17 protein-coding genes and 2 pseudogenes are annotated in these 25,846 nt (G+C 71.2%); 5 read left to right on the top strand and 14 right to left on the bottom strand.

The window, feature by feature from the left end:
• The first annotated feature begins 363 nt into the window (after positions 1-363).
• Together AB0D93_RS31555 and AB0D93_RS31550 are read left to right on the top strand one after the other, a co-directional pair.
• Complete coding sequence (locus AB0D93_RS31555; RefSeq protein ID WP_362126675.1) at positions 364-1,368, top strand: GlxA family transcriptional regulator; 1,005 nt, start codon at positions 364-366, stop codon at positions 1,366-1,368.
• A gap of 319 nt (positions 1,369-1,687) precedes the next feature.
• A complete protein-coding gene (locus AB0D93_RS31550; protein WP_362126672.1) occupies positions 1,688-3,658 on the top strand; it encodes a potassium transporter Kup in 1,971 nt (656 codons plus the stop codon).
• 137 nt (positions 3,659-3,795) lie between these two features.
• Here AB0D93_RS31550 and lysA read toward each other — a convergent pair whose 3' ends face one another.
• The 8 genes and pseudogenes from lysA to kdpF form a co-directional block, all read right to left on the bottom strand.
• The gene (lysA, locus tag AB0D93_RS31545) at positions 3,796-5,130 is read right to left on the bottom strand and encodes a diaminopimelate decarboxylase (RefSeq protein WP_362126852.1); all 1,335 of its coding nucleotides are present in this window, start codon (positions 5,128-5,130) and stop codon (positions 3,796-3,798) included.
• 14 nt (positions 5,131-5,144) lie between these two features.
• Positions 5,145-5,480, bottom strand: coding sequence for an SAV_915 family protein (locus tag AB0D93_RS31540; RefSeq protein ID WP_362126849.1), 336 nt, complete (start codon positions 5,478-5,480; stop codon positions 5,145-5,147).
• A gap of 319 nt (positions 5,481-5,799) precedes the next feature.
• Positions 5,800-5,927, bottom strand: a pseudogene (locus AB0D93_RS31535) (sensor histidine kinase KdpD); the annotation flags it as partial.
• A 1-nt stretch (position 5,928) separates the two neighbouring features.
• The gene (locus AB0D93_RS31530; protein ID WP_362126669.1) at positions 5,929-6,612 is read right to left on the bottom strand and encodes a response regulator; all 684 of its coding nucleotides are present in this window, start codon (positions 6,610-6,612) and stop codon (positions 5,929-5,931) included.
• 133 nt (positions 6,613-6,745) lie between these two features.
• Positions 6,746-7,453 carry a potassium-transporting ATPase subunit C gene (locus AB0D93_RS31525; RefSeq protein ID WP_362126667.1) on the bottom strand — a complete coding sequence of 236 codons (708 nt, stop codon included), beginning with the start codon at positions 7,451-7,453 and terminating at the stop codon, positions 6,746-6,748.
• 24 nt (positions 7,454-7,477) lie between these two features.
• Positions 7,478-9,601, bottom strand: coding sequence for a potassium-transporting ATPase subunit KdpB (kdpB, locus tag AB0D93_RS31520; protein ID WP_362126665.1), 2,124 nt, complete (start codon positions 9,599-9,601; stop codon positions 7,478-7,480).
• On the bottom strand, positions 9,598-11,262 hold the full coding sequence (gene kdpA, locus AB0D93_RS31515) for a potassium-transporting ATPase subunit KdpA (protein ID WP_362126846.1): 1,665 nt from the start codon (positions 11,260-11,262) through the stop codon (positions 9,598-9,600). Before kdpA ends, kdpB begins: the two co-directional genes overlap by 4 nt.
• Before the next feature lie 32 nt (positions 11,263-11,294).
• Positions 11,295-11,384 (bottom strand): K(+)-transporting ATPase subunit F, encoded by a 90-nt coding sequence (gene kdpF / locus AB0D93_RS31510; RefSeq protein WP_037770757.1) that lies wholly within the window; start codon positions 11,382-11,384, stop codon positions 11,295-11,297.
• Positions 11,385-11,695: 311 nt separating this feature from the next.
• Here kdpF and AB0D93_RS31505 point away from each other — a divergent pair, with 311 nt between their 5' ends.
• Complete coding sequence (locus AB0D93_RS31505) at positions 11,696-12,133, top strand: glutaredoxin domain-containing protein (protein WP_362126661.1); 438 nt, start codon at positions 11,696-11,698, stop codon at positions 12,131-12,133.
• Positions 12,134-12,194: 61 nt separating this feature from the next.
• On the opposite strand, the gene AB0D93_RS31500 is transcribed toward AB0D93_RS31505, so the two are convergent.
• The 6 genes from AB0D93_RS31500 to AB0D93_RS31475 form a co-directional block, all read right to left on the bottom strand.
• On the bottom strand, positions 12,195-12,788 hold the full coding sequence (locus tag AB0D93_RS31500) for a hypothetical protein (protein WP_362126658.1): 594 nt from the start codon (positions 12,786-12,788) through the stop codon (positions 12,195-12,197).
• 172 nt (positions 12,789-12,960) lie between these two features.
• Complete coding sequence (gene putP / locus AB0D93_RS31495; RefSeq protein WP_362126655.1) at positions 12,961-16,545, bottom strand: sodium/proline symporter PutP; 3,585 nt, start codon at positions 16,543-16,545, stop codon at positions 12,961-12,963.
• Positions 16,546-16,711: 166 nt separating this feature from the next.
• A complete protein-coding gene (locus AB0D93_RS31490) occupies positions 16,712-17,389 on the bottom strand; it encodes a flavodoxin family protein (RefSeq protein ID WP_362126843.1) in 678 nt (225 codons plus the stop codon).
• Positions 17,390-17,638: 249 nt separating this feature from the next.
• Entirely contained in the window at positions 17,639-19,732 is a 2,094-nt protein-coding gene (locus tag AB0D93_RS31485) for a SpoIIE family protein phosphatase (protein WP_362126652.1), read from the bottom strand.
• A gap of 479 nt (positions 19,733-20,211) precedes the next feature.
• On the bottom strand, positions 20,212-21,366 hold the full coding sequence (locus AB0D93_RS31480; protein WP_362126649.1) for an enolase C-terminal domain-like protein: 1,155 nt from the start codon (positions 21,364-21,366) through the stop codon (positions 20,212-20,214).
• On the bottom strand, positions 21,363-22,745 hold the full coding sequence (locus AB0D93_RS31475; RefSeq protein WP_362126646.1) for a SigB/SigF/SigG family RNA polymerase sigma factor: 1,383 nt from the start codon (positions 22,743-22,745) through the stop codon (positions 21,363-21,365). Before AB0D93_RS31475 ends, AB0D93_RS31480 begins: the two co-directional genes overlap by 4 nt.
• Before the next feature lie 268 nt (positions 22,746-23,013).
• Here AB0D93_RS31475 and AB0D93_RS31470 point away from each other — a divergent pair.
• Together AB0D93_RS31470 and AB0D93_RS31465 are read left to right on the top strand one after the other, a co-directional pair.
• Positions 23,014-24,795, top strand: a pseudogene (locus AB0D93_RS31470) (glycoside hydrolase family 15 protein).
• A 253-nt stretch (positions 24,796-25,048) separates the two neighbouring features.
• Positions 25,049-25,708 carry an MSMEG_1061 family FMN-dependent PPOX-type flavoprotein gene (locus AB0D93_RS31465; protein ID WP_362126643.1) on the top strand — a complete coding sequence of 220 codons (660 nt, stop codon included), beginning with the start codon at positions 25,049-25,051 and terminating at the stop codon, positions 25,706-25,708.
• The last annotated feature ends 138 nt before the right edge of the window (positions 25,709-25,846 follow it).

Raw genomic sequence — 25,846 nt, 5'->3', positions numbered from 1 at the left:
GACCGTCGGCCCGTTGGCGCCCTCGACGCTAGGGCGAAGCGCGGCTCCCGCCACAGAACAGCACGCGCCATAACGCCCTCACACCAGGACATCGAGCACCGTGCAGGCCCGTTGCCGGGTGCCGGCCGGATGCCCCGATGTCCTTGTCCGAGCGTGTTGTGGCCACATCTGTGGCCATGACGAGACGGCACGCGACCGCTGAACACGGGCGAGGCACCAAAGCCCGGTGCCTCGTTCCACACCACGGAAGGCAGCAGCATGCCGCAGGGACGCGGACGACAATCGGCACGGGAGCGGCAGAGCATCGCCGGGCGGATGATGGTGTCCTCCGATGTGGGCCCCAGTCCGTCCGGGAGGCGCACGATGAAGGACAGGCCGTCAGGCAGGAAGCCGCTCCTGGTGACCGTGCTGGTCTTCCCCGGCGTACGGCTGCTCGACGTCACCGGCCCGATCGAGGTGTTCACGACAGCCAACGAATTCGGCGGCCGCTACCGCGTACGCACGGTCTCCCCTGACGGCGCCGACGTGGTCACCGCAGCCGGCACCGGACTGCGCGTCGACCTCGCTGCCGCGCAGGTACAGACGGCCAGCGACGTGGTCGTCATCCCCGGCGGCCCGGAGTGGCCCTCCCTCATCAAGGACGACGCGCTGCTGGACGCCATGAGAGAGCTCGACGCACGCGGCTGCCGCACGGCGTCCATCTGCACCGGCGCCTTCCTCCTCGCCGCGGCCGGACTGCTCGACGGGCGCAAGGCGACAACGCACTGGCGCTTCGCCGACCAGCTCGCCCTGCGCTACCCCAAGGTGACCGTGGAAGCGGACGCCCTGTTCGTACGCGACGGCCACATCATGACCTCCGCAGGCGTCACCTCGGGCATCGATCTCTCGCTCGCCCTGGTCGAGGAGCACCTCGGCGCCGACGTCGCCCGCGCCGTGGCCAAGGACATGGTCGTGTTCATGCAGCGGCCGGGCGGCCAGTCCCAGTTCAGTGTCCGCACCCACACCCCGCGCGCGAGACAGGAGATGCTGCGCCGGGTCCTGGACACGGTCGCCGAGGACCCGTCCGCCCCGCACACCCTTGCCGCCATGGCGCGCCGGGCAGGTGTGAGCACCCGCCACATGACACGCCTGTTCCACGACGAGATGCACACGACCCCGGCCCGCTACGTCGAGCAGGTCCGCATGGAGGCCGCCCAGGCGATGCTGGAAGACAGCGACGACCCCATGGCCACGGTGGCCCGGCGCACCGGCTTCGGGTCACCGGAGTCCCTGCGTCGGGCCTTCACGCGCAACCTCGGCATCACGCCGGGCGCCTACCGGGCACGCTTCCGCACCACGCACACCGCAGTCGACGGCAAGGGCGCCTGAGCCCTGGAGGTAATCCGGGCGAGCACAGCCAATCGCCGAAATCCGACAGGCCGGCCGTGCCGGATGCCCGCCGTGTTGTCCCGCAGCCCGGGAAACGTTCGCCCGACTGCCGGTGGTCCAGCATCGCGTGGCGCGCCCCGCGAGCCCGGCGGCTCCACCGGCGCTGCTCGCGCTCGTTGTGACCCTCACCGGGGGCCAGACGAGGTGGCCAGGTTCGAACGCAGCGGCGTGCGCTGCGAACGGTTGTGCATGTGATCGGTATCGTCGCGGCGCAAGGTACCTGGCCTGCGACACAGCGGGTCGAGCTGAGGAGAATGCCATGGCCGATCCCCGGCACGGAGCCACGTCGGGCGGCGGATCCGCGTCGCGGCAGCCGGAGAATCACGGCCCGAGCGCGCACGACGCGGTGCGCCTCGCCCTGGTCGTCGGTGCCCTCGGCGTCGTCTTCGGTGACATCGGGACCAGCCCGATCTACACCCTCCAGACCGTGTTCGATCCGAGCGACCCGCATCCCGTCCCGGTCAGCACCCAGAACGTGTACGGCGTGGTGTCGCTCGTGTTCTGGTCTGTGATGATCATTGTGACGGTCACCTATGTGCTGCTGGCGATGCGCGCCGACAACCAGGGCGAGGGCGGCATCATGGCGCTGATCACCCTCGTACGGCGGTGGGGCTCGCGGCGTGGCCGGCGGGCCACGGCCGTGCTGGCCGCACTCGGCGTCTTCGGCGCTTCGCTGTTCTTCGGCGACAGCATGATCACCCCGGCGATCTCGGTGCTCTCCGCCGTCGAGGGACTCAAGGTCGTCCAGCCGTCGCTGGAAAGCGCGGTCGTCCCGATCACCGCGGTGATCATCATCTTGCTGTTCGTCGTGCAGCGCAGAGGGACCGCGGCGGTGGGCCGGATGTTCGGGCCGGTCATGGTCGCCTGGTTCGTGGCCATCGGGGCGTGCGGCGTGACCGGCATCGTCGGCCATCCGGCGATTCTCAGGGCGCTGTCGCCTTCGTACGCCCTGGGTTTCCTGGTCGGCCATTTCGGTACCGCCTTCTTCGCCCTGGCCGCGGTCGTGCTCTCGGTCACCGGCGCGGAGGCGCTCTACGCGGACATGGGGCACTTCGGCCGCCGGGCCATCACGCGCGGCTGGATGTTCCTCGTCCTCCCGGCGTGCGTTCTGAGCTACTTCGGCCAGGGCGCGCTGATCCTGGCCGATCCTCGCAACATCAGCAGCCCCTTCTTCCTGCTCGTGCCGGACTGGGGCAGGTGGCCGTTGGTCCTGCTGGCCACGGCGGCCACGGTGATCGCCTCGCAGGCCGTGATCACCGGTGCGTACTCGGTCACCTCCCAGGCCGCCCAGCTCGGCTATCTGCCGAGGCTGCGCATCGCGCACACCTCCGAATCCACGATCGGTCAGATCTACGTGCCGTGGATCAACTGGCTGCTGATGGTCTCGGTCCTCACCCTGGTCTTCGCCTTCCGCAGCTCCACGGCGCTGGCCTTCGCGTTCGGCATGGCGGTCACCGGGACCATCACCATCACCACGCTGCTGTTCTTCTACGTCGCCCGTGCCAAGTGGGGCACGCCCAAGTGGCTGATCGTCGTCGGCGCGACCGTGCTGCTCTTCGTGGACCTGCTCTTCGTGGCGGCCAACCTGACGAAACTCGTGCACGGCGCGTGGCTGCCGCTGCTGATCGGTGTCACCGCGTTCACCGTCATGACCACATGGCAGCGCGGCCGCGAACTCGTCACCGCCGAACGGGTGCGCCAGGAGGGCCCGCTGCCCGAGTTCATCGACCGCCTGCGCAGTGGCGAGGTGCCGACGCTGCGGGTCCCGGGCACGGCCGTCTTCCTCAACCGGGGCAAGCAGACCACGCCCCTGGCCATGCGGGCCAACGTCGAACACAACCACGTGCGGCACGACCAGGTCGTCATCCTGTCCCTCGAGACCGAGCCGGTGCCCCGCGTCGCGGCCGACCGGCGGCTCGTCGTCGACGACCTCGGCTACGCCGACGACGGGATCATTCACGTCACCGGCCGGTTCGGCTACATGGAGACACCGGACGTACCCAGCACCCTGGCCATGCTCGAACCGGCCCGGACCGAAGGGCCGTTGCGGCTCGACCAGGCGTCCTACTTCCTTTCCAAGATCGATCTCCGGCGGGGCCGGGAACCGACGATGGCACCCTGGCGCAAGCGCCTGTTCATCGCCACCTCGTACATCACCGCGGACGCCGCCGAGTACTTCGGGCTCCCCCGCGAGCGCACGGTCATCATGGGCTCGCACATCGAGGTGTAGGCGCCGGCCGGTGACCGCCCGCACAGGCCCCGCCCGGCGACCCCGGCACGCTGCCGCACTTCCTGGTACGGCCCGGGCGGGTCGGTCGGCGAGGGAGGGAGGACCGGCCCGCCCGGGAGCTCAGGAGTGCGGGCGGATCACAAGCCGACGTCGCGGCGGCGGATGTCCTCCAGCAGTTCCCGGCGGACGAGGAGACGGGCGTGGCCGTCGCGTACGGCGGCCACGGGCGGGCGGCCGACGAGGTTGTAACCGGAGGCCATGGACAGGTGGTAGGCGCCGGCCACGGGGACGGCGAGCAGATCGCCGGGGCGCACGTCGGCGGGAAGGTCCACGTCGGCGGCGAGGATGTCACCGGCCTCGCAGTGGCGGCCCACCACGGTCGCTCGCGTGCGGTGCGCGGTACTGGCCCGGCCGGTCAGGCGGGGTGCGTAGCGGACGCCGTAGAGCGCCGGCCGGGGATTGTCACTCATGCCGCCGTCCACGGCCACGAACACGGTGTCGCCGGTGTGCTTCACGGAGAGGACGCGGTAAAGGGCGATGCCGGCGGGGCCGACGATAGCCCGGCCCGGTTCGATGACGAGGCGGGGCACGGGGAGTTGGGCCGTGGTGCAGGCGTCGGCGAGTTCGGCGCGGACCTTGCGGGCGAGGGCGGTCGGGTCGAGGGCGGGATCGCCGGGGCGGTAGGCGATGCCGTGGCCGCCGCCGAGGTCGAGTTCGGGCAGGACCAGGCCGTGCTGCTCGTGCAGGCGGCTCATCAGGCCGACCATGCGGCGTACCGCGACCAGATAGGGCTTCACGGAGGTGATCTGGGAGCCCAAGTGGCAGTGCAGCCCGGTCAGTTCCAGCTGCGGCTGGTCGAGGATGCGGGCGATGGCGTGCTGGGCGTAGCCGTCGGCGATGGACAGGCCGAACTTCTGGTCCTCGGTGCCGGTGCGGATCTTGTCGTGACCGCCCGCGCCGATCCCGGGGACGACCCGGACCATCACCTTCTGGTGCCCGTCCGGTCCGACGGCCGCGGCCAGCCGGGCGATCTCGGAGGGACTGTCGATGACGATCCGGCCCACGCCCAGACGCAGTGCGGTGTCCATGTCGCGCGGGGACTTGGCGTTGCCGTGGAGGACGATCCGCTCGGGTGGGAAGCCTGTGGTGACGGCGAGTTCGAGTTCGCCGGCGGAGCAGACGTCGAGGCCGAGGCCCTCCTCGGCCGTCCAGTGGGCCATGGCCCGGCACAGGAACGCCTTGGCGGCGTAGAGGACTTCGGCGTCGGGGAAGGCGTCGTGGTAGGTGCGGCAGCGGTCGCGGACCTCGGCCTCGTCCAGGACGTAGACGGGGGTGCCGAAGCGGTCGGCGACCTCGGCGAGCGGTACGCCGCCCACGGCGAGGTCGCCCGGGCGGGGCTCGGTGGTGGAGGCCGGCCAGACCGACAGGTCGGCCGCCGTGACGGCGGTGGTGGGTTCGTGAACCGTGGTCATCGTGGTGTCCCCTCTCAGGCGGTCCGCAGCGCGGGAACGCGTGCCGGTGCGGGCGTCGGCCTCGCGGCCGGGGCGGTGAGCTGCGGATCGACCGTGAGCACGGTGACGCCGAGCGGGGCGGTCAGTGCGCGCAGAGCGGGCTCGGCGAGACGGATCCACGCCTGGCCGGGGCCGAGGGTGGCGGTCAGCCGGTGCTCGGAGGTGAAGGCGACGGCGGTGCGTTCGCCGAGCGGGGTGCGGAAGAGACGCGCCGCGCATCCGGAGGGGCCCGGCCGGACCGGGACGTACAGAGGGCCGGCCGGGGGTCGATCGGAGGGCTCGGGGTCGTCGCCGTAGAGGAGTTCTGCCATCGGATGCCTCCGTGAAGGCGGTGAGCGTGGGATCTGGGAGACCCCGGACGCGGGGAGGCGGACCGGGGCTCGCTGTCGACGATATGCCCCGGGTCCCCGGTTTCCGGACCGGTCCTGACGGGACGCTGACGAGGATCCCGACGACCTTGACGGGACGTTGACAGTCCTGGTGGGAGGGTATGGGACGGGGCGTCAGAAGGGCGCCAGGAACTGGCGCGTGGACTGTCCGAGGGCCTTGGAACGGAGGTGGGACGGAGCGGTTCCGAGAAGGACCGCCGACCGGGGTCTCTTCGGCCGGCGCGTGCAGAAGGCGGAGGCGGTGTTCCACGAAGGCGACGACGCGGTCGGTGCCGCGTTCGATACGGCGGTGGCCTCCGAGAGCAGCGCGTGGGCCTTGCCGACGCCCGGTGCCGCGCCGAGGTGGATCCGGGGCCTGCCGCGTGCCATGTCATGCTTCGAAGCGGTAGCCCATGCCGGGTTCGGTGATCAGGTAGCGCGGGTGGGAGGGGTCGGTTTCCAGTTTCCGGCGGAGCTGGGCCATGTAGACCCGCAGGTAGTTGGTCTTGTTGCGCTGGGCGACTCCCCACACCTCCTGGAGCAGTTGCCGCTGCGTGATCAGCCGACCGGGGTTGGTCACCAGGATCTCCAGCAGATGCCACTCGGTCGGGGTCAGCCGGACGTCCTTGCCGTCCCGCAGGACCTTCCTGGCGAACAGGTCGATGCTGAAGTCCTCCGTCCCGACCAGGGTCGGTTCCCGTACGAGCGGGGTGTCCTCGGTGCGGCGGACGGCGGCCCGCAGCCGGGCGAGCAACTCGTCCATGCTGAAGGGTTTGGTGACGTAGTCGTCGGCGCCGGAGTCGAGGGCGGCGACCTTCTCGTCGGACGCCTGGCGGGCGGACAGCACCATGATCGGTACACGGGTCCAGCCACGCAGCGCCCTGATGACGTCGACGCCGTCCATGTCGGGCAGGCCGAGGTCGAGCAGGACCACGTCGGGCTGACGTGCGGCGGCCAGCCGCAGGGCGGTGGCACCGTCGGGGGCGGCGTCCACGCCGTAGTGACGTGCCCGCAGGTTGATGACGAGGGCCCGTACGAGCTGCGGGTCGTCCTCCACGACGAGCACCCTGGTCATGGGCGTGTGCCCCTCCTGTCGTGCGTCGGGCCGTAGCCGCCGGAAGCGGGGCGGCCGGTGTCATGGCGGCGGGAGCCGGCGGAACCGGGATGCCACCCGGACCGCCGACTCCCTCGTGGATCGCGTAAGGCCGTCATCGCCTCGCCGTGAGGTCCTTGAGCGCGATGTTGAGCTGGAGGACGTTGACCTGCGGCTCGCCGATGAAGCCCAGGGTTCGGCCAGTGGTGTGGTCCCTGACCAGTTGCTCGACCCGCGCGACGGACAGGCCGTTCTCAGCGGCGACCCGGTGGGCCTGGAGTTCGGCGTAGGCCGGGGAGATGGCCGGGTCCAGGCCGGAGCCGGAGGAGGTGACGGCGTCGGCGGGCACCTGGGACGGCGTCACCGTGTAGCCGGGGACCGCATTGTCCTTGACGACGGCGGCCTTGGCGGCGAGCACCTGGGCGCACAGCGTGCCGTCGGCGGGCTGGGCCGGGCACTTGCCGTTCACCGCACCGCTGTCGGCGGCCAGGTTGGTGGCGCCGGACAGGATCAGCTCGTACCGCGTGTTCAGGCTGTTGCTGCCGAGGCCGTTGGCCGGGCGGCCCTGGAACCACTTCAGGTCCGGGTCCGGGGTCTGCCGCCCCTTCTTCAGTGGCAGGTCGTACGACTGCCCGATCAGGGACGAGCCGACGACCTTGCCGTCCGCCCTGATCTCGGAGCCGTTCGCCTGGTCGCTGAACAGCCCCTGGGCGATGCCGGTGACGACCAGCGGGTAGATGACGCCGGTCACCAGGGTCAGTACGAGGAGGGCACGCAGGCCCGCCCCGAGCAACCGGGCGGTGTTCGTTACGGAGTTGTTCATGGTGATCAGCACGCCTTTGCGGAGTCACAGCCCGGGGATGAGGGAGATGAGCATGTCGATGATCTTGATGCCGACGAAGGGTGCGACCAGGCCGCCGATGCCGTAGATCCCGAGGTTGCGGCGGAGCATCCGGTCGGCGCTCATCGGCCGGTACCGCACGCCCTTCAGGGACAGCGGCACCAGCGCGATGATGATCAGCGCGTTGAAGACGACGGCCGACAGGATCGCGGAGTCGGGCGAGGACAGGTGCATGATGTTCAGCTTGTCCAGGCCGGGGTAGACCGCCGCGAACAGCGCCGGGATGATCGCGAAGTACTTGGCGACGTCGTTGGCGATGGAGAACGTGGTCAGCGCGCCGCGGGTGATGAGGAGTTGCTTGCCGATCTCGACGATCTCGATGAGCTTGGTCGGATCGGAGTCGAGGTCGACCATGTTGCCGGCCTCCTTCGCGGCCGACGTACCCGTGTTCATCGCCACGCCCACGTCGGCCTGCGCGAGCGCGGGCGCGTCGTTGGTGCCGTCACCGGTCATCGCGACCAGCTTGCCGCCCGCCTGCTCCCGCTTGATGAGGGCCATCTTGTCCTCGGGAGTGGCCTCCGCGAGGAAGTCGTCGACGCCCGCCTCCTCGGCGATCGCCTTCGCGGTCAGCGGGTTGTCGCCCGTGATCATGACCGTCTTGATGCCCATGCGGCGCAGCTCCTCGAACCGCTCCCGCATGCCCTCCTTGACGACGTCCTTGAGGTGGATGACACCGAGCACCCGGGCGCCGTCGGCGTCCTCGGTCGCGACCAGCAGCGGGGTGCCGCCGGCCTCGGAGATGCGGTCGGTCAACGCCTGGGCGTCCGCGGCGACCTCGCCGCCCTGCACCTGGACCCAGGCGATGACGGAGGCGGTGGCGCCCTTGCGGATCTTGCGGCCGTCGACGTCGACGCCGGACATGCGGGTCTGGGCGGTGAACTCGATCCACTCGGCCCCGGCCTGCTCGCCCTGGCGGCGTTCGCGCAGGCCGTACCTCTCCTTCGCCAGGACGACGACGGAGCGGCCCTCGGGGGTCTCGTCGGCGAGGGACGACAGCTGGGCGGCGTCAGCGACCTCGGCCTCGGTGGCGCCGTGCACCGGCAGGAACTCGGCGGCCCGACGGTTGCCGAGGGTGATGGTGCCCGTCTTGTCCAGCAGCAGCGTGGAGACGTCACCGGCGGCCTCGACCGCCCGGCCCGACATGGCGAGCACGTTGCGCTGGACGAGGCGGTCCATGCCTGCGATGCCGATCGCGGAGAGCAGGGCGCCGATGGTGGTCGGGATCAGGCAGACCAGCAGGGCGACGAGAACGACCATCGTCAGGTGGGTGCCGGCGTAGTCCGCGAGCGGCGGCAGGGTGGCGCAGGCCAGCAGGAAGACGATGGTCAGCGAGGCGAGCAGGATGTTCAGCGCGATCTCGTTGGGCGTCTTCTGCCGGGCCGCGCCCTCGACCAGGCTGATCATCCGGTCTATGAAGGTCTCGCCGGGCTTCGTCGTGATCTTGATGACGATCCGGTCGGAGAGGACCTTCGTACCGCCCGTGACGGCGCTGCGGTCGCCGCCGGACTCGCGGATGACCGGGGCGGACTCGCCGGTGATGGCCGACTCGTCCACCGAGGCGACACCCTCGACGACGTCACCGTCACCGGGGATGAGGTCGCCGGCCTCGCAGACGACCAGGTCGCCGATGGTCAGCGCGGTGCCCGGGACCCGCTCTTCGCTGTCTCCCACCAGGCGGCGGGCGATCGTGCCGGTCTTGGCCCTGCGCAGGGTGTCGGCCTGCGCCTTGCCGCGGCCCTCGGCGACCGCCTCCGCCAGGTTGGCGAAGACCACGGTCAGCCACAGCCAGGCGCTGATCGTCCAGCCGAACCAGTCACCGGGGTGCTGGAAGGAGAAAACGGTGGTCAGGACCGAGCCGATCCACACCACGAACATCACGGGGGACTTGACCATCACCCGCGGGTCCAGCTTGCGGAACGCCTCCGGCAACGACTTGAGCAGCGCCTTGGGGTCGAAGAGGCCGCCGCCGACACGGCCCTCGGCGGGGTTGTGCCCGGTCGGTACGTCCTGGTGGGGCGCGAGGGTGGGAGTGGACATGGAGTCCTCGTGGTTTTCCGTTCGGGTGGTCATGACGCCAGCCCCTCGGCCAGCGGACCCAGCGCGAGGGCCGGGAAGTAGGTCAGACCGGTGACGATCAGGATCGCGCCGACCAGCAAGCCGGTGAACAGCGGCTTCTCGGTGCGCAGGGTGCCCGCGGTGACCGGGACCGGCTTCTGCTCGGCGAGCGAGCCGGCCAGGGCCAGGACGAAGATCATGGGCAGGAAACGGCCGAGCAGCATCGCGAGTCCGGTCATGGTGTTGAACCAGTCGGTGTTCGCGTTCAGGCCTGCGAAGGCCGACCCGTTGTTGTTGGCCGCCGAGGTGAAGGCGTACAGCACCTCGGAGAACCCGTGCGCGCCGGAGTTGAGCACGGAGTGCGGCGGGGTCGGCAGCGCCATGGAGGCGGCCGTGAAGACCAGCACCAGGGCGGGGGTGATGAGGATGTAGCAGGCGGCGAGCTTCATCTCGCGGCCGCCGATCTTCCTGCCCAGGTACTCGGGTGTACGGCCGACCATCAGACCGGCGATGAACACCGCGATCACGGCCATGATCAGGATGCCGTACAGACCGGAGCCGGTGCCGCCGGGCGCGATCTCGCCCAGCATCATGCTCAGCATGGTGATGCCGCCGCCGAGGCCGGTGAAGGAGGAGTGGAAGGAGTCCACCGCACCGGTCGACGTCAACGTCGTGGTGACCGCGAAGATCGAGGAGCCGCCGACGCCGAAGCGGACCTCCTTGCCCTCCATCGCCCCGCCCGCGGCCTGGAGCGCCGGGCCGTGGTGGGCGAACTCGGTCCACATCATCAACGCGACGAAGCCCAGCCAGATGGTGAACATCGTGGCGAGAATCGCGTAACCCTGCTTCACCGAGCCGACCATCACACCGAACGTGCGGGTCAGCGAGAACGGGATGACCAGCATCAGGAAGATCTCGAAGAGGTTCGTGAACGGGGTGGGGTTCTCGAAGGGGTGGGCGGAGTTGGCGTTGAAGTAGCCGCCGCCGTTGGTGCCCAGCTCCTTGATGGCCTCCTGCGAGGCCACCGCGCCGCCGTTCCACTGCTGCGAGCCACCCATGAACTGACCGACCTCGTGGATACCGGAGAAGTTCTGGATCGCCCCGCAGGCCACCAGCACGACGGCGGCGATCGCGGCACCCGGCACCAGGATGCGCAGCGTGCCGCGCACCAGGTCGGCCCAGAAGTTGCCCAGTTCACCGGTGCGCGAGCGCGCGAAACCGCGCACCAGCGCCACAGCGACCGCGACACCCACCGCGGCGGAGAGGAAGTTCTGCACGGCGAGACCGGCGGTCTGCACGACGTGCCCCATCGTCTGCTCGCCGTAGTACGACTGCCAGTCGGTGTTGGTCACGAACGACACGGCCGTGTTGAACGACTGCGCCGGGTTGACCGAGGAGAAGTGCAGCGAACCCGGCAGCACACCCTGCAGCCGCTGCAGCAGGTACAGGAACAGCACGCTGACGGCGGAGAAGGCCAGCACGCCGCGCAGATACGCGGGCCAGGTCATCTCGGAGTCGGGGTTGGCGCCGATGGCCTTGTAGATCCACTTCTCCACCCGGAGATGCCTCTTGGCGGAGTAGACCTTGGCCATGTAGTTGCCGACGGGGACGTGGACGAGCGCCAGCGCGCCTGTCAGGGCCAGCAGTTGGAGCACGCCTGCGAGTACGGGACCCATGTCGCCCGCCGCGGTGGCAGCTGATGTCACCGTCAGAACCTCTCCGGGAAGATCAGGGCGAGAACGAGATAGCCCAGCAGGGCGACGGCCACGACCAGGCCGACGACGTTTTCGACGGTCACAGCTTCGTCACCCCCTTGGCGACAAGGGCCACCAGCGCGAAACCCGCGAGCACGGTGACGACGAAGGCCAGATCGGCCATCACGAACTCCTGGAGTGAGGTTCGGTTGAAACGGACGTGTAAGAGGAAAGCGCGTCCCTGGCCGGTTCCGGTCGTCCGTTGACGGCCCTCTTACGGCCGCCCGGTCACCTTTGACGGGACCCTTACGGCCCCTGGTCCGCACCGGCCAGTAGGTGGCCCTGACCGGTGGTGGGCCGGCTCACAGCAGCCGGAAACGGAGCGGTGAAGGGCACAGCGATAGCCTGCGTCACCATGAAGCGCGTCTGGTTCCCGCCCCTGATGCTCGTGCTGTGCGGCTCAGCCGTTGCGACCGGTCTGGTCCTCAGGGAGGAACCCGGCTCGGCCTTGGCATTCCTGCTGGTGTTCGTGATGCTGGCCGTGGTGAACTCGCCCCTGGTCTTCCCCAGGTCGATCGGTGCGGTGGAGGCACGACGCCGCAGCGCGGTCGACGGCCGGCCGGTCGTCTACTGGCGGCCGGGCTGCACGTACTGTCTGCGCCTACGGATGCGGCTGGGCCGCAGCGCGCACCGGTTGCACTGGGTCGACATCTGGCGGGACCCGGCCGGGGCGGCAGCGGTGCGGGCAGCCAACGACGGCGACGAGACCGTGCCGACCGTCGTCGTGGGAGGCCGTCCGCACACCAACCCCGATCCCGCATGGGTGCGCGAACAGCTCTCCACCGCCCCCTGACCAGATCGTCCGAACCGCTGCTCGCACCGAACCGGGGGCCGGGCTCGGCGAGGCCGGTGGATCAAGCCGTCGCGCCACCCCGCCGGGCGTCCGCGCGCTCCCACTCCAGCGCCCACTGCCTCATCCGGTGCCGGCCCAGAAGAGCGAGTACGGCGCGTACGGAGCCCCAGACCGCGCCTCCCGCAGCCACGGCCGCGCCCGCGCCGACGAGAGAGGACCTCAGCACCGCGTCGGATCGGCCCGGAGGCTGGGAGGCCAGGTCCCCCCGGAAACTGGTCCACACCCGCACGCGTGTCCCAGCAGGGGTGTGCGCGGGCACGGCGGCCCGGCCGGTGCGTATCCGGCCGTCTGGCGTCGTCCACCGGACCGGCGCGCTGGCGTTGGTGCTCACGTCCGCGTGCGTGGGGCCCGCTTCCCTGGCGCGCTCCAGGACGACCGCGACGACCTGTCGGCGGCTGGAGCGGTCCTCTTCGAAGCCCTGGTCGGCCGCCGCTGCGGCCAATGCGCCCGCTGTCGCGCCACCCAGCACGCCCACGACCCACGCGACGAGCAGCAGCCACGCCTCGATCAGGTCACTGGTCCGCCGCAGCGGACTGCGCCGCCACCGCCACAGCCTCCTGCGGAGCGTCCCGCGCAGTCCCCACCTCATCGCCATGGACGGACCCTCCCCTTGCGAGCACCAGCACCCTTCCGTGGTGTTGTCCGGAACCGTAAGGAAAGCGGCCGCTGACCGAAAGACCTGGGCAGCGGTTATCGGCCCATGCCGGTCAGGCTGTGCCGGGTCATGCCGACGGTGCCGTCCGGCGACCTGATCCAAACGACCGGCCCTAGCCGATCGCGTCCGCCGCAATGACCTGCTCCGTCCAGATGATCTTGCCGGTCTTCGTGTAACGAGTGCCCCACCGACGGGCCATCTGGGCGACGATCAGCAGACCCCGTCCCCCCTCGTCGGTGGTCCGCGCGTGGCGCAGGCGGGGCGAGGTGCTGCTGGCGTCGGACACTTCGCAGATCAGGCCGCGGTCCCGGATGAGGCGCAGGCAGACCGGCCCGGTCGCATGGCGGATCGCGTTGGTCACCAGTTCGCTGACGATGAGTTCCGTGGTGAACGTCAGATCGGGGATGCCCCACTCCGTCAGCTTCTGAGCCGCGAGGTCGCGGGCGTGCGCGACGGCAGCGGGATCGCTGGGCAGGTCCCAGGAGGCGACGCGGTTCGGAGCCAGGACCCGGGTGCGGGCGAGGAGCAGGGCCGCGTCGTCGGCGGGCGGGCCCGTCAGCAGGCTGTCGATCACTCGCCGGCCGGTCTCCGCCAGCGTCGGAAGGGGCGCCGCGAGGGCAGCGCCCAGCCGGGAGAGCCCGACGTCGATGTCCCGGTCGACGGACTCGATGAGGCCGTCGGTGTAGAGGGCGATGAGGCTGCCGTCCTCCACCTCGGTCTCGATCGACTCGAAGGGCAGGTAGCCGAGGCCGAGTGGTGGGCCGGCGGGCAGGTCCAGGATGTCGGCGGCGCCGTCGGGAGCGACGATCATCGGCGGGAGGTGACCGGCCCGGGCCATGCTGCACCGCCTGCTGACCGGGTCGTAGACGGCGTACAGGCAGGTGGCGCCCAGGAACGCCGTGCCCGTCGCCTCGCCCTCGGCCGCCGACGGAGTCTCACTGTCGTGCGCCCCCATGAGGCCGATGACCAGGTCGTCCAGCTGGGCCAGCAGTTCGTCCGGGGAGAGGTCGAGGTTGGCGAGCGTGCGTACCGCGACGCGCAGGCGCCCCATGGTCGCCGCCGCGTTGATGCCGTGCCCGGCCACGTCCCCGACGACCAGCGCGACCCTCGCTCCGGAGAGCGGAATCACGTCGAACCAGTCGCCGCCCACACCGCTGGGGGCATCCGCCGGCAGGTACCACGAAGCCACCGCCAGCGCGGACCCTCCCGTCAGGTCCTGCGGCAGCAGGTAGCGCTGCATGGAGCGGGCCGCGGTGCGCTCACGGGTGAAACGGCGTGCGTTGTCGATGCACACCGCCGCACGGGAGACGAGTTCCTCGGCGAGACGCACGTCGTCGTCCTCGAAGGGGCCCAGCCGCCGGGACCGGGCGAACGTCGCCACTCCCAGGGTGACCCCGCGCGCCGTCACGGGGACCACCATGACCGAGCGGAAGTCGTAGTCCAGGAACGAGGCGCCCAGCGTCTCGTCCACGGTCACCCATGGACTGTTGGTGCGGTCCAGGACCCGTTCGACCAGGGTCTTGCTCTCGAGAAGACAGCGGGTCACGGGCGTTGCGGGCGCGCGTCGGACCGTCTCCCCCACGGCCAGTGACGCTTCGGGGCAGCCCTCGCGGACCGACTGCTGGGCCGCCCGGCGGATGACGGGTGCCATGCCGACCGGCCCGGGTGCCGGTTCCTCGCCCCGCATGACCGAGTCCAGCAGGTCGACGGCGACGAAGTCGGCGACGGCCGGCACCGCGTCGTCGGCCAGTTCCTGCGCGGTCCGGGTGACGTCCAGGGTGCTGCCGATGCGCGCGGCGGCGTCGTTGAGCAGGGCCAGGCGTTCCTGGGCCCGCCATCGCTCGGTGACGTCGATGGTCATGTACCAGATGCCGACGTTGCGGTCGTGGCGGTCCTTCATCGCGAAGAAGGAGGCGGAGATCGCGCGGCTGCGGTCGTGCACCGTGTAGCCGGCGCCGCGGTACTCGAAGTCCATCACCGGCGCACCGGTCCGGAGCACCTCGTGCATCTTCTCCTCGAAGGCGTCGGCCTCGGCCTGCGGCAGGATCTCCGCCATCCGCCGCCCCAGCCGTCGTTTGAGGGGGATCTGGCGGTCCAGTGGCTCGTTCACCCAGACGTACCGCAGGTCCGTGTCGAGGACGGCGATGCCGACCGGTGCGTGGCTGAGGAAGGGGGTGAGCATCAGCTGGCTCACGCCGCCGCCCGGCATCCGCCAGAAGGCCCGTTTCGGAGGCCGGCCGACGAACCTGCCGAAGATCAGGGCCGCGACGGTGGCGGCCAGGACGCCCGGAATCATCTCGTAGACGCCCGACCAGAAGGGGCCGTGCAGCGGTTTGACCACACGCCACAGGAGCACCGTGGTGGCGCCGGACACGATCCCGGCCATGGCTCCCGCCCAGGTCATGCGGGGCCAGTAGAGCGACAGCAGGACGACCGGGCCGAAGGCGGCGCCGAAGCCCGCCCAGGCGTAGCCCACGATGCCCAGCAGCCCGCCGCCCCTGAGCGCGATCAGGGAGGCCACCAGCGTCACGGCGACAACGGCGGCACGCCCCACCCACACCAGTGCCTCGTCCGAGGCGCGCCGCTTGAGGAACGCGTGGTAGAAGTCCTCCGTCAGTGCGACCGACGACACGAGGAGCTGGCTGTCCGCGGTCGAGATGATCGCGGCGAGCACCGCGATCAGCATCACACCGGCGCCCCACGGACTGAACAGGGTCCGGCTCAGAGCGATGTACACCGTCTGCGGGTCATGGAGCGGGGTGCCGAACTTCGCGATGCCCAGCAGGCCGACCACTGTGGCCCCGGCCAGCACCACGACCACCCACCCGGTCTCGATACGTCGGGCCGCGGGTACGGCACTGGTGCTGCGGATGCCCATGAAGCGGGCCAGGATGTGCGGCTGCCCGAAATAGCCGAGGCCCCACGAGAGCAACGAGATGATCGCGACGGCACCGAGCGATCCGCCGGCTCCCGACCACCGTCCGTCCACGAAGTCGACTTTGGCGCCCATGTCCAGCAGGCTGGGCGTCCTGTCGTTGAGGGAGTCACGAAGCGCACCGAAGCCGCCGAGCCTCGCGATACCCACGATGGGGAGGACGAGCAGGGCGAGGAACATCAGCGTGGCCTGCATGACGTGCGTCAGACTCACGGCCAGGAAGCCGCCCAGACATGAGTAGACGACGATCACCAGGGCGGTCAGGGCCACCCCGAGCCGGAAACCGGCGCCGAAGATGTGCCCGAACAGCAGCCCGCCGGCCACCAGTCCACTGGCGACGTACACGGTGAAGAACACGAGGGTCACCGCGGCCGAGACCATCCGGAGCATCCGTGTGCGGTCCTCGAACCGCTCCTCCAGGTAGGACGAGAGGCTCACCGCGTTCCCCGCGCGCTCGGTGTAGGTGCGCAGCCTCGGCGCGACGAACAACCAGTTGAGGTACGTACCGAGCACCAGGCTGACCGCGATCCAGCTGGCGCCGACACCAGCGGCGTACACCGCTCCGGGGAAGGCGAGGAACAGCCAGCCGGACATGTCGCTGGCCCCTGCGGACAGGGCGGCGACGAACGCGGGGAGCCTGCGGCCGCCGAGGGCGAAGTCGGCGAAGGTGTGCGTACGGCGGTAGGCCCAGACACCTGTTCCGATCATGACGGCCACGTACACGAGGAACGTGGCCACGATCGGCGCACTCAAGTCGGACATACTGCCTCGCTCGCGAGGTTCATGAGCACGGGCCTACAACTCACGACCGACAGTCGTGATCCCTACTGCACAAATGTACAGATTCCGGTCGCCGTCGGCGGCCGGTGCCGGTGCCGGTGCCGTCCAGTGGGCACGACGGCCGCCCGCCGGTTGCCTCGGCATCAGGTCACCGGTGCTCGGGGTTCTCGTAGTCGCGGCGGCAGCCGGCGTCCCAGGCGGTGCGCTGGTTGCCGTAGGCCGGGATGCCGCCCAGGTCCTTCAGCGCCCGGGCGAGGTGCAGCAGGTTCCAGGTCATGAAGGTGGTGTTGCGGTTGGTGAAGTCGTTCTCCGGGCCGCCCGAGCCGGGGTCGAGGTAGGAGGGACCGGGACCCGCCTCACCGATCCATCCGGCGTCGGCCTGGGGCGGGATGGTGTAGCCCAGGTGCTGCAGGCTGTAGAGGACGTTCATGGCGCAGTGCTTGACGCCGTCCTCGTTGCCGGTGATCAGGCAGCCTCCGACACGGCCGTAATAGGCGTACTGGCCGTACTCGTTGAGGAGGCTGGAGCAGGCGTAGAGGCGCTCGATCACCTGCTTCGTCACGGAGCTGTTGTCGCCCAGCCAGATCGGGCCGGCCAGCACCAGGATGTCGGCGGCCATGACCTGCCGGTACAGCTCAGGCCAGGCGTCCGTCTCCCAGCCGTGTTCCCTCATGTCGGGCCACACACCGGTCGCGATGTCGTGGTCCACCGCCCGTACGACGTCCACGTGCACGCCCTGCGCGTCCATGATGGCGGTGCTGCGGTCGATCAGGCCCTGGGTGTTGCTCGTCTCCGGCGAGCGCTTCAGGGTGCAGTTGATCACCATCGCGCGCAGGTCGTCGTACCGGGCCGGTGGAGCGTCGGTGTCGGGCGACGAAGTGGTCACACGGTCCTCCCGGAGTTCCGCCGCCGCTGTGTGCATGGCGGCTCGTTCTCACTTCGCCAGCGTGCGGTCCGACCGCGGCAGCCGCCACCACAACACCTCCAAACGGCCACAGCGGCCCTTCCGCCTTGATCGCCGCCGGCGCGTCGCGACCTGCGCAGGCGACGTTCCACCGACTCCGCGGGGGGCTCGTCACCGCTCGGTCCCGGAGACGGTCGGCGGTCCTTGTGCCCGTGCGATGAGCAGGGCGACGTCGTCGTGGCCTCCGGGGTGCCGGAGTTGTTGCAGCAGGCGGTCACAGGTGTCTTCCGTGGAGTGGCCCAGCCGTGCCAGACGTACGAGGTCGTCCAGGCGTTCGTCGATGGCGTCACCACGGGTTTCGACCAATCCGTCGGTGTAGAGGACCAGTTGATCACCGGGTTCCATGTCGAGGGTGGAGGTCTCGAAGAGGACGCCACCGACGCCCAGTGGGGCGCCGGTCGGGAGGTCGAGAAGCTCCGGTGGTCTGCCGGGCCGCGTCAGGACGGGTGGCAGGTGGCCGGCGGAGGCCACCTGCAGGCGGGCGTGGTGGGGGTCGTACACCGCGTACAGGCAGGTGGCGAAGTACGGGTCCAGGCCGAGGATGATCTCGTCGAGGTGGGTGAGGATGCGGGCAGGGTCGAGGTCGAGGCCCGCGAGGGTCGAGGTGGCGGTACGCAGCCGGCCCATGGTGGTGGCCGCCCTGATGCCGCTGCCCATGACGTCGCCGACCGTGAGGGCGGTGCGGTCGTCCCCGAGTGGGATGACGTCGTACCAGTCGCCGCCGACCTCGCTGAACGCCTGGGCCGGCAGGTAGCGGGCGGCGACCTCCAGGCCGGGGTGCCGGGGCGAGAGCTGCGGGAGCAGGCTGCGCTGGAGGGTTTCGGCGGCGCTGCGGATGTGATGGTGGAGGACGGCGTTGTCGATGCTCAGCGCCGCGGTGGAGGCGAGTTCGCAGGCGAGGGCGACGTCGTCGTCGTCGAAGGGCAGGGAGTTGCGGGCGCGCGCCAGGCCCATGACGCCGATGACCTTTTCCCGGGCGATGAGGGGGACCGCCAGGTCGCTGTGCACACCTGCCTCGGCGAACAGACGGGCGGCCTCGGAGTCGGCGGCGATCCGACCGTGGTCGCCGCTGTCCAGGTGGCTGATCAGGTGGGGCTTGCGGGTCCGTACGACATGGGCCGCCGGGTGGTCGGCATGGTAGGTGACGAGCCGGCCGGGCGGCACGATCGCCTGGGCGGCGGCGGTGGGGTACGCGGTCTTCACCGCCAGGGCGCGGAACAGGGACGGGCCCTTGCCCATGTCCGGGTGGCCCGTTTGCAGGATCGAGTCCAGGAGGTCCACGGCGACCATGTCGGCCATGTCGGGCACGACGACGTCGGCCAGTTCCTGCGCGGTCCGCTCCACCTCCAGGGTCGTGCCGATGCGGGCCGAGCCGTTGGCCACCAGGCGCAGGCGCTGCTGTGCCCGGTCGGCCCTCCTGGCCGCCTCGTACCGGTCGGTGACGTCCACCACCACGTTGGCGATGCCCAGCGCGTTCCCGTGCTGGTCCTCCAGCCGGTACAACGACACCGCCCAGGCGTGATCGCTTTCCTGGGCGGCGCGCGTACGGCCCACCACCTGCTGCTCCACCACGGGGACTCCCGACGCCAGCACCTGCCGCATCTCTGCCTCCACGGCCTGGAAGGGCGCACCGGGCAGGACCTCGGCGAATCCGCGTCCGGCGTGGTCGGCCTCGGGGACGCCGTGCATCGCCGCCAGGGCCGGGTTGACCACCACGTACCGCAGGTCGGTGTCCAGGATCGCCAGCCCGATCGGCGCCTGGGTGACCAGCCGGCTGGACAGCGCGACGCCGCGTTCCACCTTCCGCAATGTGGTGCTGTCTGTGGCGAGCCCCAGTGCGTAGTGATCGCCGGCGTTGTCCGTCAGCCGCATGTTGCGGAACTCGACCATCCGGGTGCTGCCGTCCTTGTGCCGCACGGGAAACGCCCCTGCCCACCCCCGGCCCGTCTCCATCACCTGGGCGAACAGCATGATCGCCGCATCCCGGTGTTCCGGGTGCAGCAGGAGCGAGGCCGCGTACTGCCCGAGCGCCTCGGTGTGCGTGTAGCCGAAGAGCTGCTCGGCCTGCGGGCTCCACATGTCGACCCGGCCGTCGGCCTCCAGCAGCACCGCAGCGACGCCCAGCAGATCCATCAAGCCGCTCGGGCCCGAGGCGGCGTCGTCCGGATGGCCCGGTCGGTCCGGCCGCTGTTCCGCTGAAGTCATCGCACCGGCTCCTTTCACCTGCTGACCTCACCCGGGCATGTCGGTGACCAGTACGACCTCGATTCCGCTTCGGTCATCACTCCACTCCTACCCCTCCTCGCCGCAGACGGCCCGCGGGGAGGAGACGATGGGGAGCTGGTCGAGCGGTACCGGAGGCCTGTCAGAAGAAGGCGCCGCACCCGATCGATCGGCGCACGACTCGTGTCGTGCGCCGATCCGTTCGTCCGCGCAGACCTTGCCCGCGGCAGGGTCTCGGCCGCCGGTGCGCCGGGGGCCCACAGCTGAGCGATGACGCAGGGGTGCGGTCGTGTACCGGACGTGTCGGGGACGAGGCGTCGACGTGCGCTCCAGGGCGCCGACGTGGAGCGTCTCGCGGGCCCGTGGTGCTCCGGGGATGCGGGTGGGGCTTGGCCGGGATCTCGCGGGACGTCCGGCGCCGGGGCCTCGCCATCGGCGTCAGCTCTCCTTCGCCGGCCTGGTCAGGTGGTCCGTGTTCCGTAGACGCGGTAGCGCTCCGCGTCGGCCCACTTGACCTCCAGGCCGAGGCCGGGCCGCGAGGTGTCCGGGTGCAGGACGCCGCCGTCGGGTGACAGCGTGCCGTCGAACAGCAGCCGCTCGAACCGCACGTGGTCGTGGAAGTACTCCAGGTGCCGCAGCCGGCGCACGGCGCAGAAGGCGTGGGCCGAGACCGCCGGCGCGCAGTGGGCGGACAGGTCCAGGTGGTGGGCCGCCGCCAGGCCGGCCACCTCCAGTACGCCGGTGATGCCTCCGCAGCGGGTGACGTCGGCCTGGAGGCAGTCCACGGCGGGGCCTTGGACGAGATTGACGAAGTCCCGCGTGGTGTAGGCGTACTCTCCGGCCGCGATCTCCAGCCGGGCGGGGCCGCGCTCGCACAGCAGGCGCAGACCCTCCAGGTCGGCGGAGCTGACCGGCTCCTCGAACCACCGCACGTCCCACTCCTCGTGGAACCGGCCCGCCCAGTACAGCGCCTGCTTGCGGCCGAGGGCCCCGTTGGCGTCGGTGAAGATCTCCGGCTCGTCGCCGACGGCCTCACGGACCGCCGCCAGGCGCCGCGGGTCGCCTTCGGGGTCCCGGGAGGTCTTCAGCTTCACGCGCGGGATGCCCTGCTCCACCCACCCGGTGAGCTGGTCGGTGAGGCGGTCCAGGGAGTAGTTCGTGAAGCCGCCGCTGCCGTACACCGGCACCCGGTCGTGGTACGCCGGGAGCAACTGGACCAGCGGCAGGCCGAGCAGCCGGGCCTTGAGGTCCCACAGCGCCACGTCCACGGCGGAGACCGCCATGGCACCGACGCCGGGGCGGCCGGCGTTGCGGATCTGCCGCCCCATCAGCCGGCACAGGGCCGAAGGTGCCGTGACGGCCCGGCCGTTGATCAGCGGCGCGAGTTCGGAGTCGACGAACGAGGCGACCGAAACGTCCCCGTAGGTGTAGCCGAGGCCGCTGCGACCTCCGGCGTGCACCTCGACCAGGACCATGGTGGTGGAGTCCCACTCCAGGGTGCCGTCCTGTTCCTTGCCGTCCGGGCCGTCGGTCGGCACCTTGAAGGCGTGCACGTCCACCGCGTCGATGCGGCAGGTCAGGGGATCCGGTCCGGCGCCGGTCCGCGCGCCGCTCATGAGTGCCGTCCCGGGCTGCCGGCGGTGAACTTCGCGTGGGCGCAGGCCGTGAACGCGGCCGTCTCCTCATGGCGCGTCTGGATGGACTCCGGCTCGCCCGGCGCCCGGTCGAAGGCGCCGAGCAGCCCGTCGATCCCGTCGCCGGGACACTCGTAGACCCGCTCGGTCCCGCGTTCCAGGCGTTGCCGTACATGGTCGGCCACCAGCGTCATGACGTGCTCCCTCGGATGCGCACCTGTGCCCTCCGCAGGGGGTGACCCGAGGCGGCACCACGTAAACGACCGGCGGTCCGGCTCCCCCGTCCGGTCGGTGACGTGCTCGTCCGAGCGGCTCCGCCGGATCGGACGGCGAGAGACACCTCGCGCGAGGCGGAGGGGCTCCTGCCTCCCGGGGCCGCTGCCACGTGACCGAGAGGCTGCGCTCTGTCGTCGCCGGCCGTCGACGTCTTCGCGGGCGGGCCCCTTGCCCCGGACACGGCCGTGGCCGTCACCGGCCCGCGCGGGTTCGTGCCCGGCACCCTCTGCCGCGGCCTCCGGGCCGGCACGGCCCTCAGCGGGGCGTGCGGGGCCGAGATGCCCGACCGTCTCGCGCAGCTGGGCCAGGCATCGGGTGAGCAGCCGGGACACATGCATCTGCGAGATGCCCACCGTGGCCGCGATCTGCTGCTGTGTCCGGTCGTGGAAGAAGCGCAGCACCAGGATGCGCCGCTCCCGCTCCGGGAACCGTCTCAACGCGTCGACGAGCGGCACTCGCTCGGCGACGGTCTCGATCCGGGCGTCCCGGTCGCCGAACACCTCGCCGAACGCGGGCAGGGCCCCCTGCCGTCCCTCCGGCGGCGCGTCGAGCGAGCGGGGCCGCACCGCGTCCTGGGAACGGACGGCCTCGGCCACCGCGTCCTCGGAGAGACCACAGGCCCGGGCGATCTCCCCGAGCGTGGGCGGGCGGCCGCCACCCCTCTGTTCGAGCTCCCGCCGCACGCGCCGCACCTGCTGCCCGGCCTCCTGCACGGCCCGGGGCAGTCGCACGAGTCCGGTCCGGTCCCTGAAGTGGCGTTTCAGCTCCCCGGTGATCGTCGGCACCGCGTACGACAGAAAGGCGTGTCCGTGTCCCGGGTCGTAGCCGTCGACGGCCTTGACCAGGCCCACGCAGGCCACCTGGAAGAGGTCGTCCTGCTCCTCGACGCCGCTGTTGCGGTACTTGGCGGCGATCCGGCGGGCCACGGGGATCAGGGTGCGGATGGCCCGCTCCCGGGCCGCGTCCCGCTCGCGCCCCGGAGGGTGCCGGCCGATCCCCCTGACGACCTCGTCGATGCGCGGGGACGTGAGCGCGCCGTCGGGCTCGTGCCTCCCCGGCGGGCGGAGGGTGGTCGGGGGATTCATGTGAGCCTCTGCGCTGGAGGGCTTGCTGGGCTGCACCATGGGTTTCCCGATTCCTTTGGCCCATGCAAAGGTCACCCGCTCGGCCACGACTTCGGGTGGAGCCGCGGGGGGAAATGGATGATTCCGGTTTCGCGTGCTCGGCGGCCCCGTGCCGGACGCGCTCGCGGATCCGGCGGCGATCCGCTCCGGCCCACCGCACGGGCGCTGGGTGATGACCTGCCGACGCCCGCTTCGTTTTCCGACACGGCGGCCGGGAAACTCCCGTGCCATGAACGAGAGAGCCGGAGAACGGGCCGAGCCGGCGGACGGCGTCTGCCGGCCGTGGGTGCTGCGGGAGTACGGGATCCTCGCCGACGGCGAACGCGGCGCCGTGGTGGATCCGGAGGGGCGGATCGTCTGGTTGTGCGCACCGCGCTAGCACAGCGACGCGGTGTTCTCCGCCCTGATCGGCGGCGGCGGGTACTTCGGTGTCGAACCGGTGGACCGCTGGCACGTGTGGGGTGGCTACTACGAGGACGGCACGCTGATCCGGGTCAGTCGATGGGTGACCGCCGACTCCGTGGTCGAGTGCCGCGACGCGCTGGCGATGCCGGGCTCGGTGGACCGGCTCGTACTGCTGCGCCGGATGCGCGTCGAACAAGGGGAGGCCGTGCTGCGCCTCACCCTCGACCCGCGGCCCGGCTTCGGTTCCGGCCGGGTGCGCGACCCGCGCCTGGAGGGTGAGGTGTGGACCGCGGACGCCGACGGTCTGCGGCTGCGGCTCGTCGGCGCCCACGAAGCCGCGTGGAGCCCCGGGACCGGGCTGCGCGGTGAGTTCCGACTGCGCGAGGGCGAGCGCCACGACCTCGTCCTGGAGCTGTCGGAGCGGGAGCGCACCGAGCGCCTGGAGCCGGATCGGCTGTGGGAGGCGACGGAGGACGCCTGGCGGCGGGCCGTGCCCGACTACTCCGCCCTGGCCGCCCCTCGCGACGCCCGGCACGCCTACGCCGTCCTGCGCGGCCTGACCAGTTCCTCCGGCGGCATGGTCGCCGCCGCCACCACCTCGCTGCCCGAACGCTCGAACACCGGCCGCAACTACGACTACCGCTTCGCCTGGATCCGCGACCAGAGCTACGCGGGCCTCGCGGTCGCCGCCCACGGCCCGCACGACCTGCTCGACTCCGCGGTGTGCTTCACCACCGAACGCATCCTGGCCGACGGCGAGGGCCTGCACCCCGCGTACGACGTCGGCGGAGGACGGGTCCCGCGGGAGCGCGGGCTGCCCCTCCCCGGATACCCGGGAGGCAACGACCGGATCGGGAACCGGGCGGCCGAACAGTTCCAGCTCGACGCGTTCGGGGAGGCGCTCCAGCTGTTCGCCGCCGCGGCGCACCACGACCGGCTCACCCCCGACGCCGAGCGGGCGGTCGCCGTCGCGGTCGACGCGGTGGAACGCAACTGGAAGCGGCCCGACGCAGGGCTGTGGGAACTGGAGGACCGGTGGTGGACCCAGTCCCGGCTGAGCGTGGTCAGCGGTCTGCGCCGGATCGCTGAAGTGGTCCCGGGGCGGACGGCACGGCGCGGCGCCGACCTCGCCGAGGCCGTCCTCGCCGAGACCCGGCGCCGCTGTCTGCGCGCCGACGGCCGCTGGCGCCGGGCCGCCGACGACGACGGGCCGGAGGCCGCTCTGCTGACGCCGCTGGCCCGGGGCTGCCCGTCCGCCGACGACCCGAGCGGCGCGGTCACCCGCCGCTTCATCGAGGACGAGCTGGCCGAGGACGGCTACCTCTACCGCTTCCGTCGCCCGGGCATCCCCCTGGGCGGGGCCGAGGGGGCGTTCCTGCTCTGCGGGTTCACCATGGCGCTGGCCACCGACCGCCTCGGCGACCGGACCGGCGCGCTGCGCTGGTTCGAACGGACGCGGGCGGCGTGCGGGCCGTCCGGGCTGTTCGCGGAGGAGTACGACGTGCGCCAGCGCCAGCTGCGCGGCAACCTGCCCCAGGCGTTCGTCCACGCCCTCCTGCTGGAGTGCGCCGTGCGCCTCAACGACGCGTCGACGCTGCCCCCTTGAGCCAGGGGCCGCAGCCCGGCGGCCAACACCGCGACCGCGGCGGCGCCGAGCGCGCGCGAGCGGGCGCCGGTGCCGGGAGGCCCACGGGTGGACGCTGCGCCCGTGCGCCCCGTCGTCGAGGGAAACCTGGCGATCATGCGCTACTGCCGGGTCGGTGCAGCTGGCACGCGCCCTGGGCCTGGTGCACGTGCGGCGGTCCCCCGCACTGACCGACCAAGATCAATCGCAGGGCCGGCCCATTAGAGTCAGGGGCATGACACCACCCCTGGCCGGCAGTGCCTTCGACTCGCTCCGCCTCGACTCCGTGCCCGACCAGGAGGCGTTGCGCCGGGTGTACGCACTCCCCGGCGACGCGGCCGTGCGTAAGCAGATGACAGAACTCACCGAGCAGACCCGGCGGTTGATCGGCTGCTCATCGCTGGTCCTGGTCGCCAGCGCGGACGCCGAAGGCAACTGTGACGTCTCCCCGCGCGGCGGCCCCGCCGGGTTCGTCGCCGTCCTGGACGAACGGACGGTGGCGATACCGGACGCGACCGGCAACAAGCGTCTGGACACCCTGCAGAACGTCGTCGCCACCGGACGGGCCGGGCTGCTGTTCGTCATCCCGGGGCGCACCACGACGCTCAGGGTGAACGGCCGGGCCTGCGTCTCCACCCGGCCGGAACTGCTGTCGCAGCTGACCGCCGTGGGCAAGCCGCCGGCCAGCGCGCTGGTGCTGGGGATCGAGGAGGTCTACCCGCACTGCCCCAAGTCGCTCCTGCGCGGCGGGGCCTGGAAGCCGGAGCAGTGGCTGCCGGCGGACGCCCAGCCGACCTCGGCCGAGGTGACGCTGGCCCAGCTGAGGATGCCGGAGCTGACGATCGCCGACATCGAGCGGGCGGAGGCGGATTCGCTGAAGTACCGGTACGAGTAACCGGCCGACCAGCGGTTGCCGAACCAGCAGCCGGCCGAACCCTCGGCGCGGCACGCCCCTTGGCGTCGGGCGGCTCGGGCGGGCGCGACAGCCGCTGGGTGGCGCCGGGCGACCTCGACGGGTTCCGGATGTTCGACG

This window comes from Streptomyces sp. NPDC048191 (assembly GCF_040652655.1).
Classification (GTDB): Bacteria; Actinomycetota; Actinomycetes; order Streptomycetales; family Streptomycetaceae; genus Streptomyces.
Note: the sequence above shows the minus strand (reverse complement) of the source record. Positions and strands in the feature narration are given on the sequence as shown.

Excerpts from the sequence above, each read along its gene's own strand:
- AB0D93_RS31485 (WP_362126652.1), bottom strand. The coding sequence starts at position 19,732 with ATGACTTCAGCGGAACAGCGGCCGGACCGACCGGGCCATCCGGACGAC.
- AB0D93_RS31505 (WP_362126661.1), top strand. The coding sequence starts at position 11,696 with ATGAAGCGCGTCTGGTTCCCGCCCCTGATGCTCGTGCTGTGCGGCTCA.
- kdpB (WP_362126665.1), bottom strand. The coding sequence starts at position 9,601 with ATGACCACCCGAACGGAAAACCACGAGGACTCCATGTCCACTCCCACC.
- AB0D93_RS31490 (WP_362126843.1), bottom strand. The coding sequence starts at position 17,389 with ATGGTGATCAACTGCACCCTGAAGCGCTCGCCGGAGACGAGCAACACC.
- kdpA (WP_362126846.1), bottom strand. The coding sequence starts at position 11,262 with ATGGGTCCCGTACTCGCAGGCGTGCTCCAACTGCTGGCCCTGACAGGC.
- AB0D93_RS31500 (WP_362126658.1), bottom strand. The coding sequence starts at position 12,788 with ATGGCGATGAGGTGGGGACTGCGCGGGACGCTCCGCAGGAGGCTGTGG.
- AB0D93_RS31475 (WP_362126646.1), bottom strand. The coding sequence starts at position 22,745 with ATGAATCCCCCGACCACCCTCCGCCCGCCGGGGAGGCACGAGCCCGAC.
- AB0D93_RS31465 (WP_362126643.1), top strand. The coding sequence starts at position 25,049 with ATGACACCACCCCTGGCCGGCAGTGCCTTCGACTCGCTCCGCCTCGAC.
- AB0D93_RS31540 (WP_362126849.1), bottom strand. The coding sequence starts at position 5,480 with ATGGCAGAACTCCTCTACGGCGACGACCCCGAGCCCTCCGATCGACCC.
- AB0D93_RS31525 (WP_362126667.1), bottom strand. The coding sequence starts at position 7,453 with ATGAACAACTCCGTAACGAACACCGCCCGGTTGCTCGGGGCGGGCCTG.
- putP (WP_362126655.1), bottom strand. The coding sequence starts at position 16,545 with ATGTCCGACTTGAGTGCGCCGATCGTGGCCACGTTCCTCGTGTACGTG.
- lysA (WP_362126852.1), bottom strand. The coding sequence starts at position 5,130 with ATGACCACGGTTCACGAACCCACCACCGCCGTCACGGCGGCCGACCTG.
- AB0D93_RS31555 (WP_362126675.1), top strand. The coding sequence starts at position 364 with ATGAAGGACAGGCCGTCAGGCAGGAAGCCGCTCCTGGTGACCGTGCTG.
- AB0D93_RS31530 (WP_362126669.1), bottom strand. The coding sequence starts at position 6,612 with ATGACCAGGGTGCTCGTCGTGGAGGACGACCCGCAGCTCGTACGGGCC.
- AB0D93_RS31480 (WP_362126649.1), bottom strand. The coding sequence starts at position 21,366 with ATGAGCGGCGCGCGGACCGGCGCCGGACCGGATCCCCTGACCTGCCGC.
- AB0D93_RS31550 (WP_362126672.1), top strand. The coding sequence starts at position 1,688 with ATGGCCGATCCCCGGCACGGAGCCACGTCGGGCGGCGGATCCGCGTCG.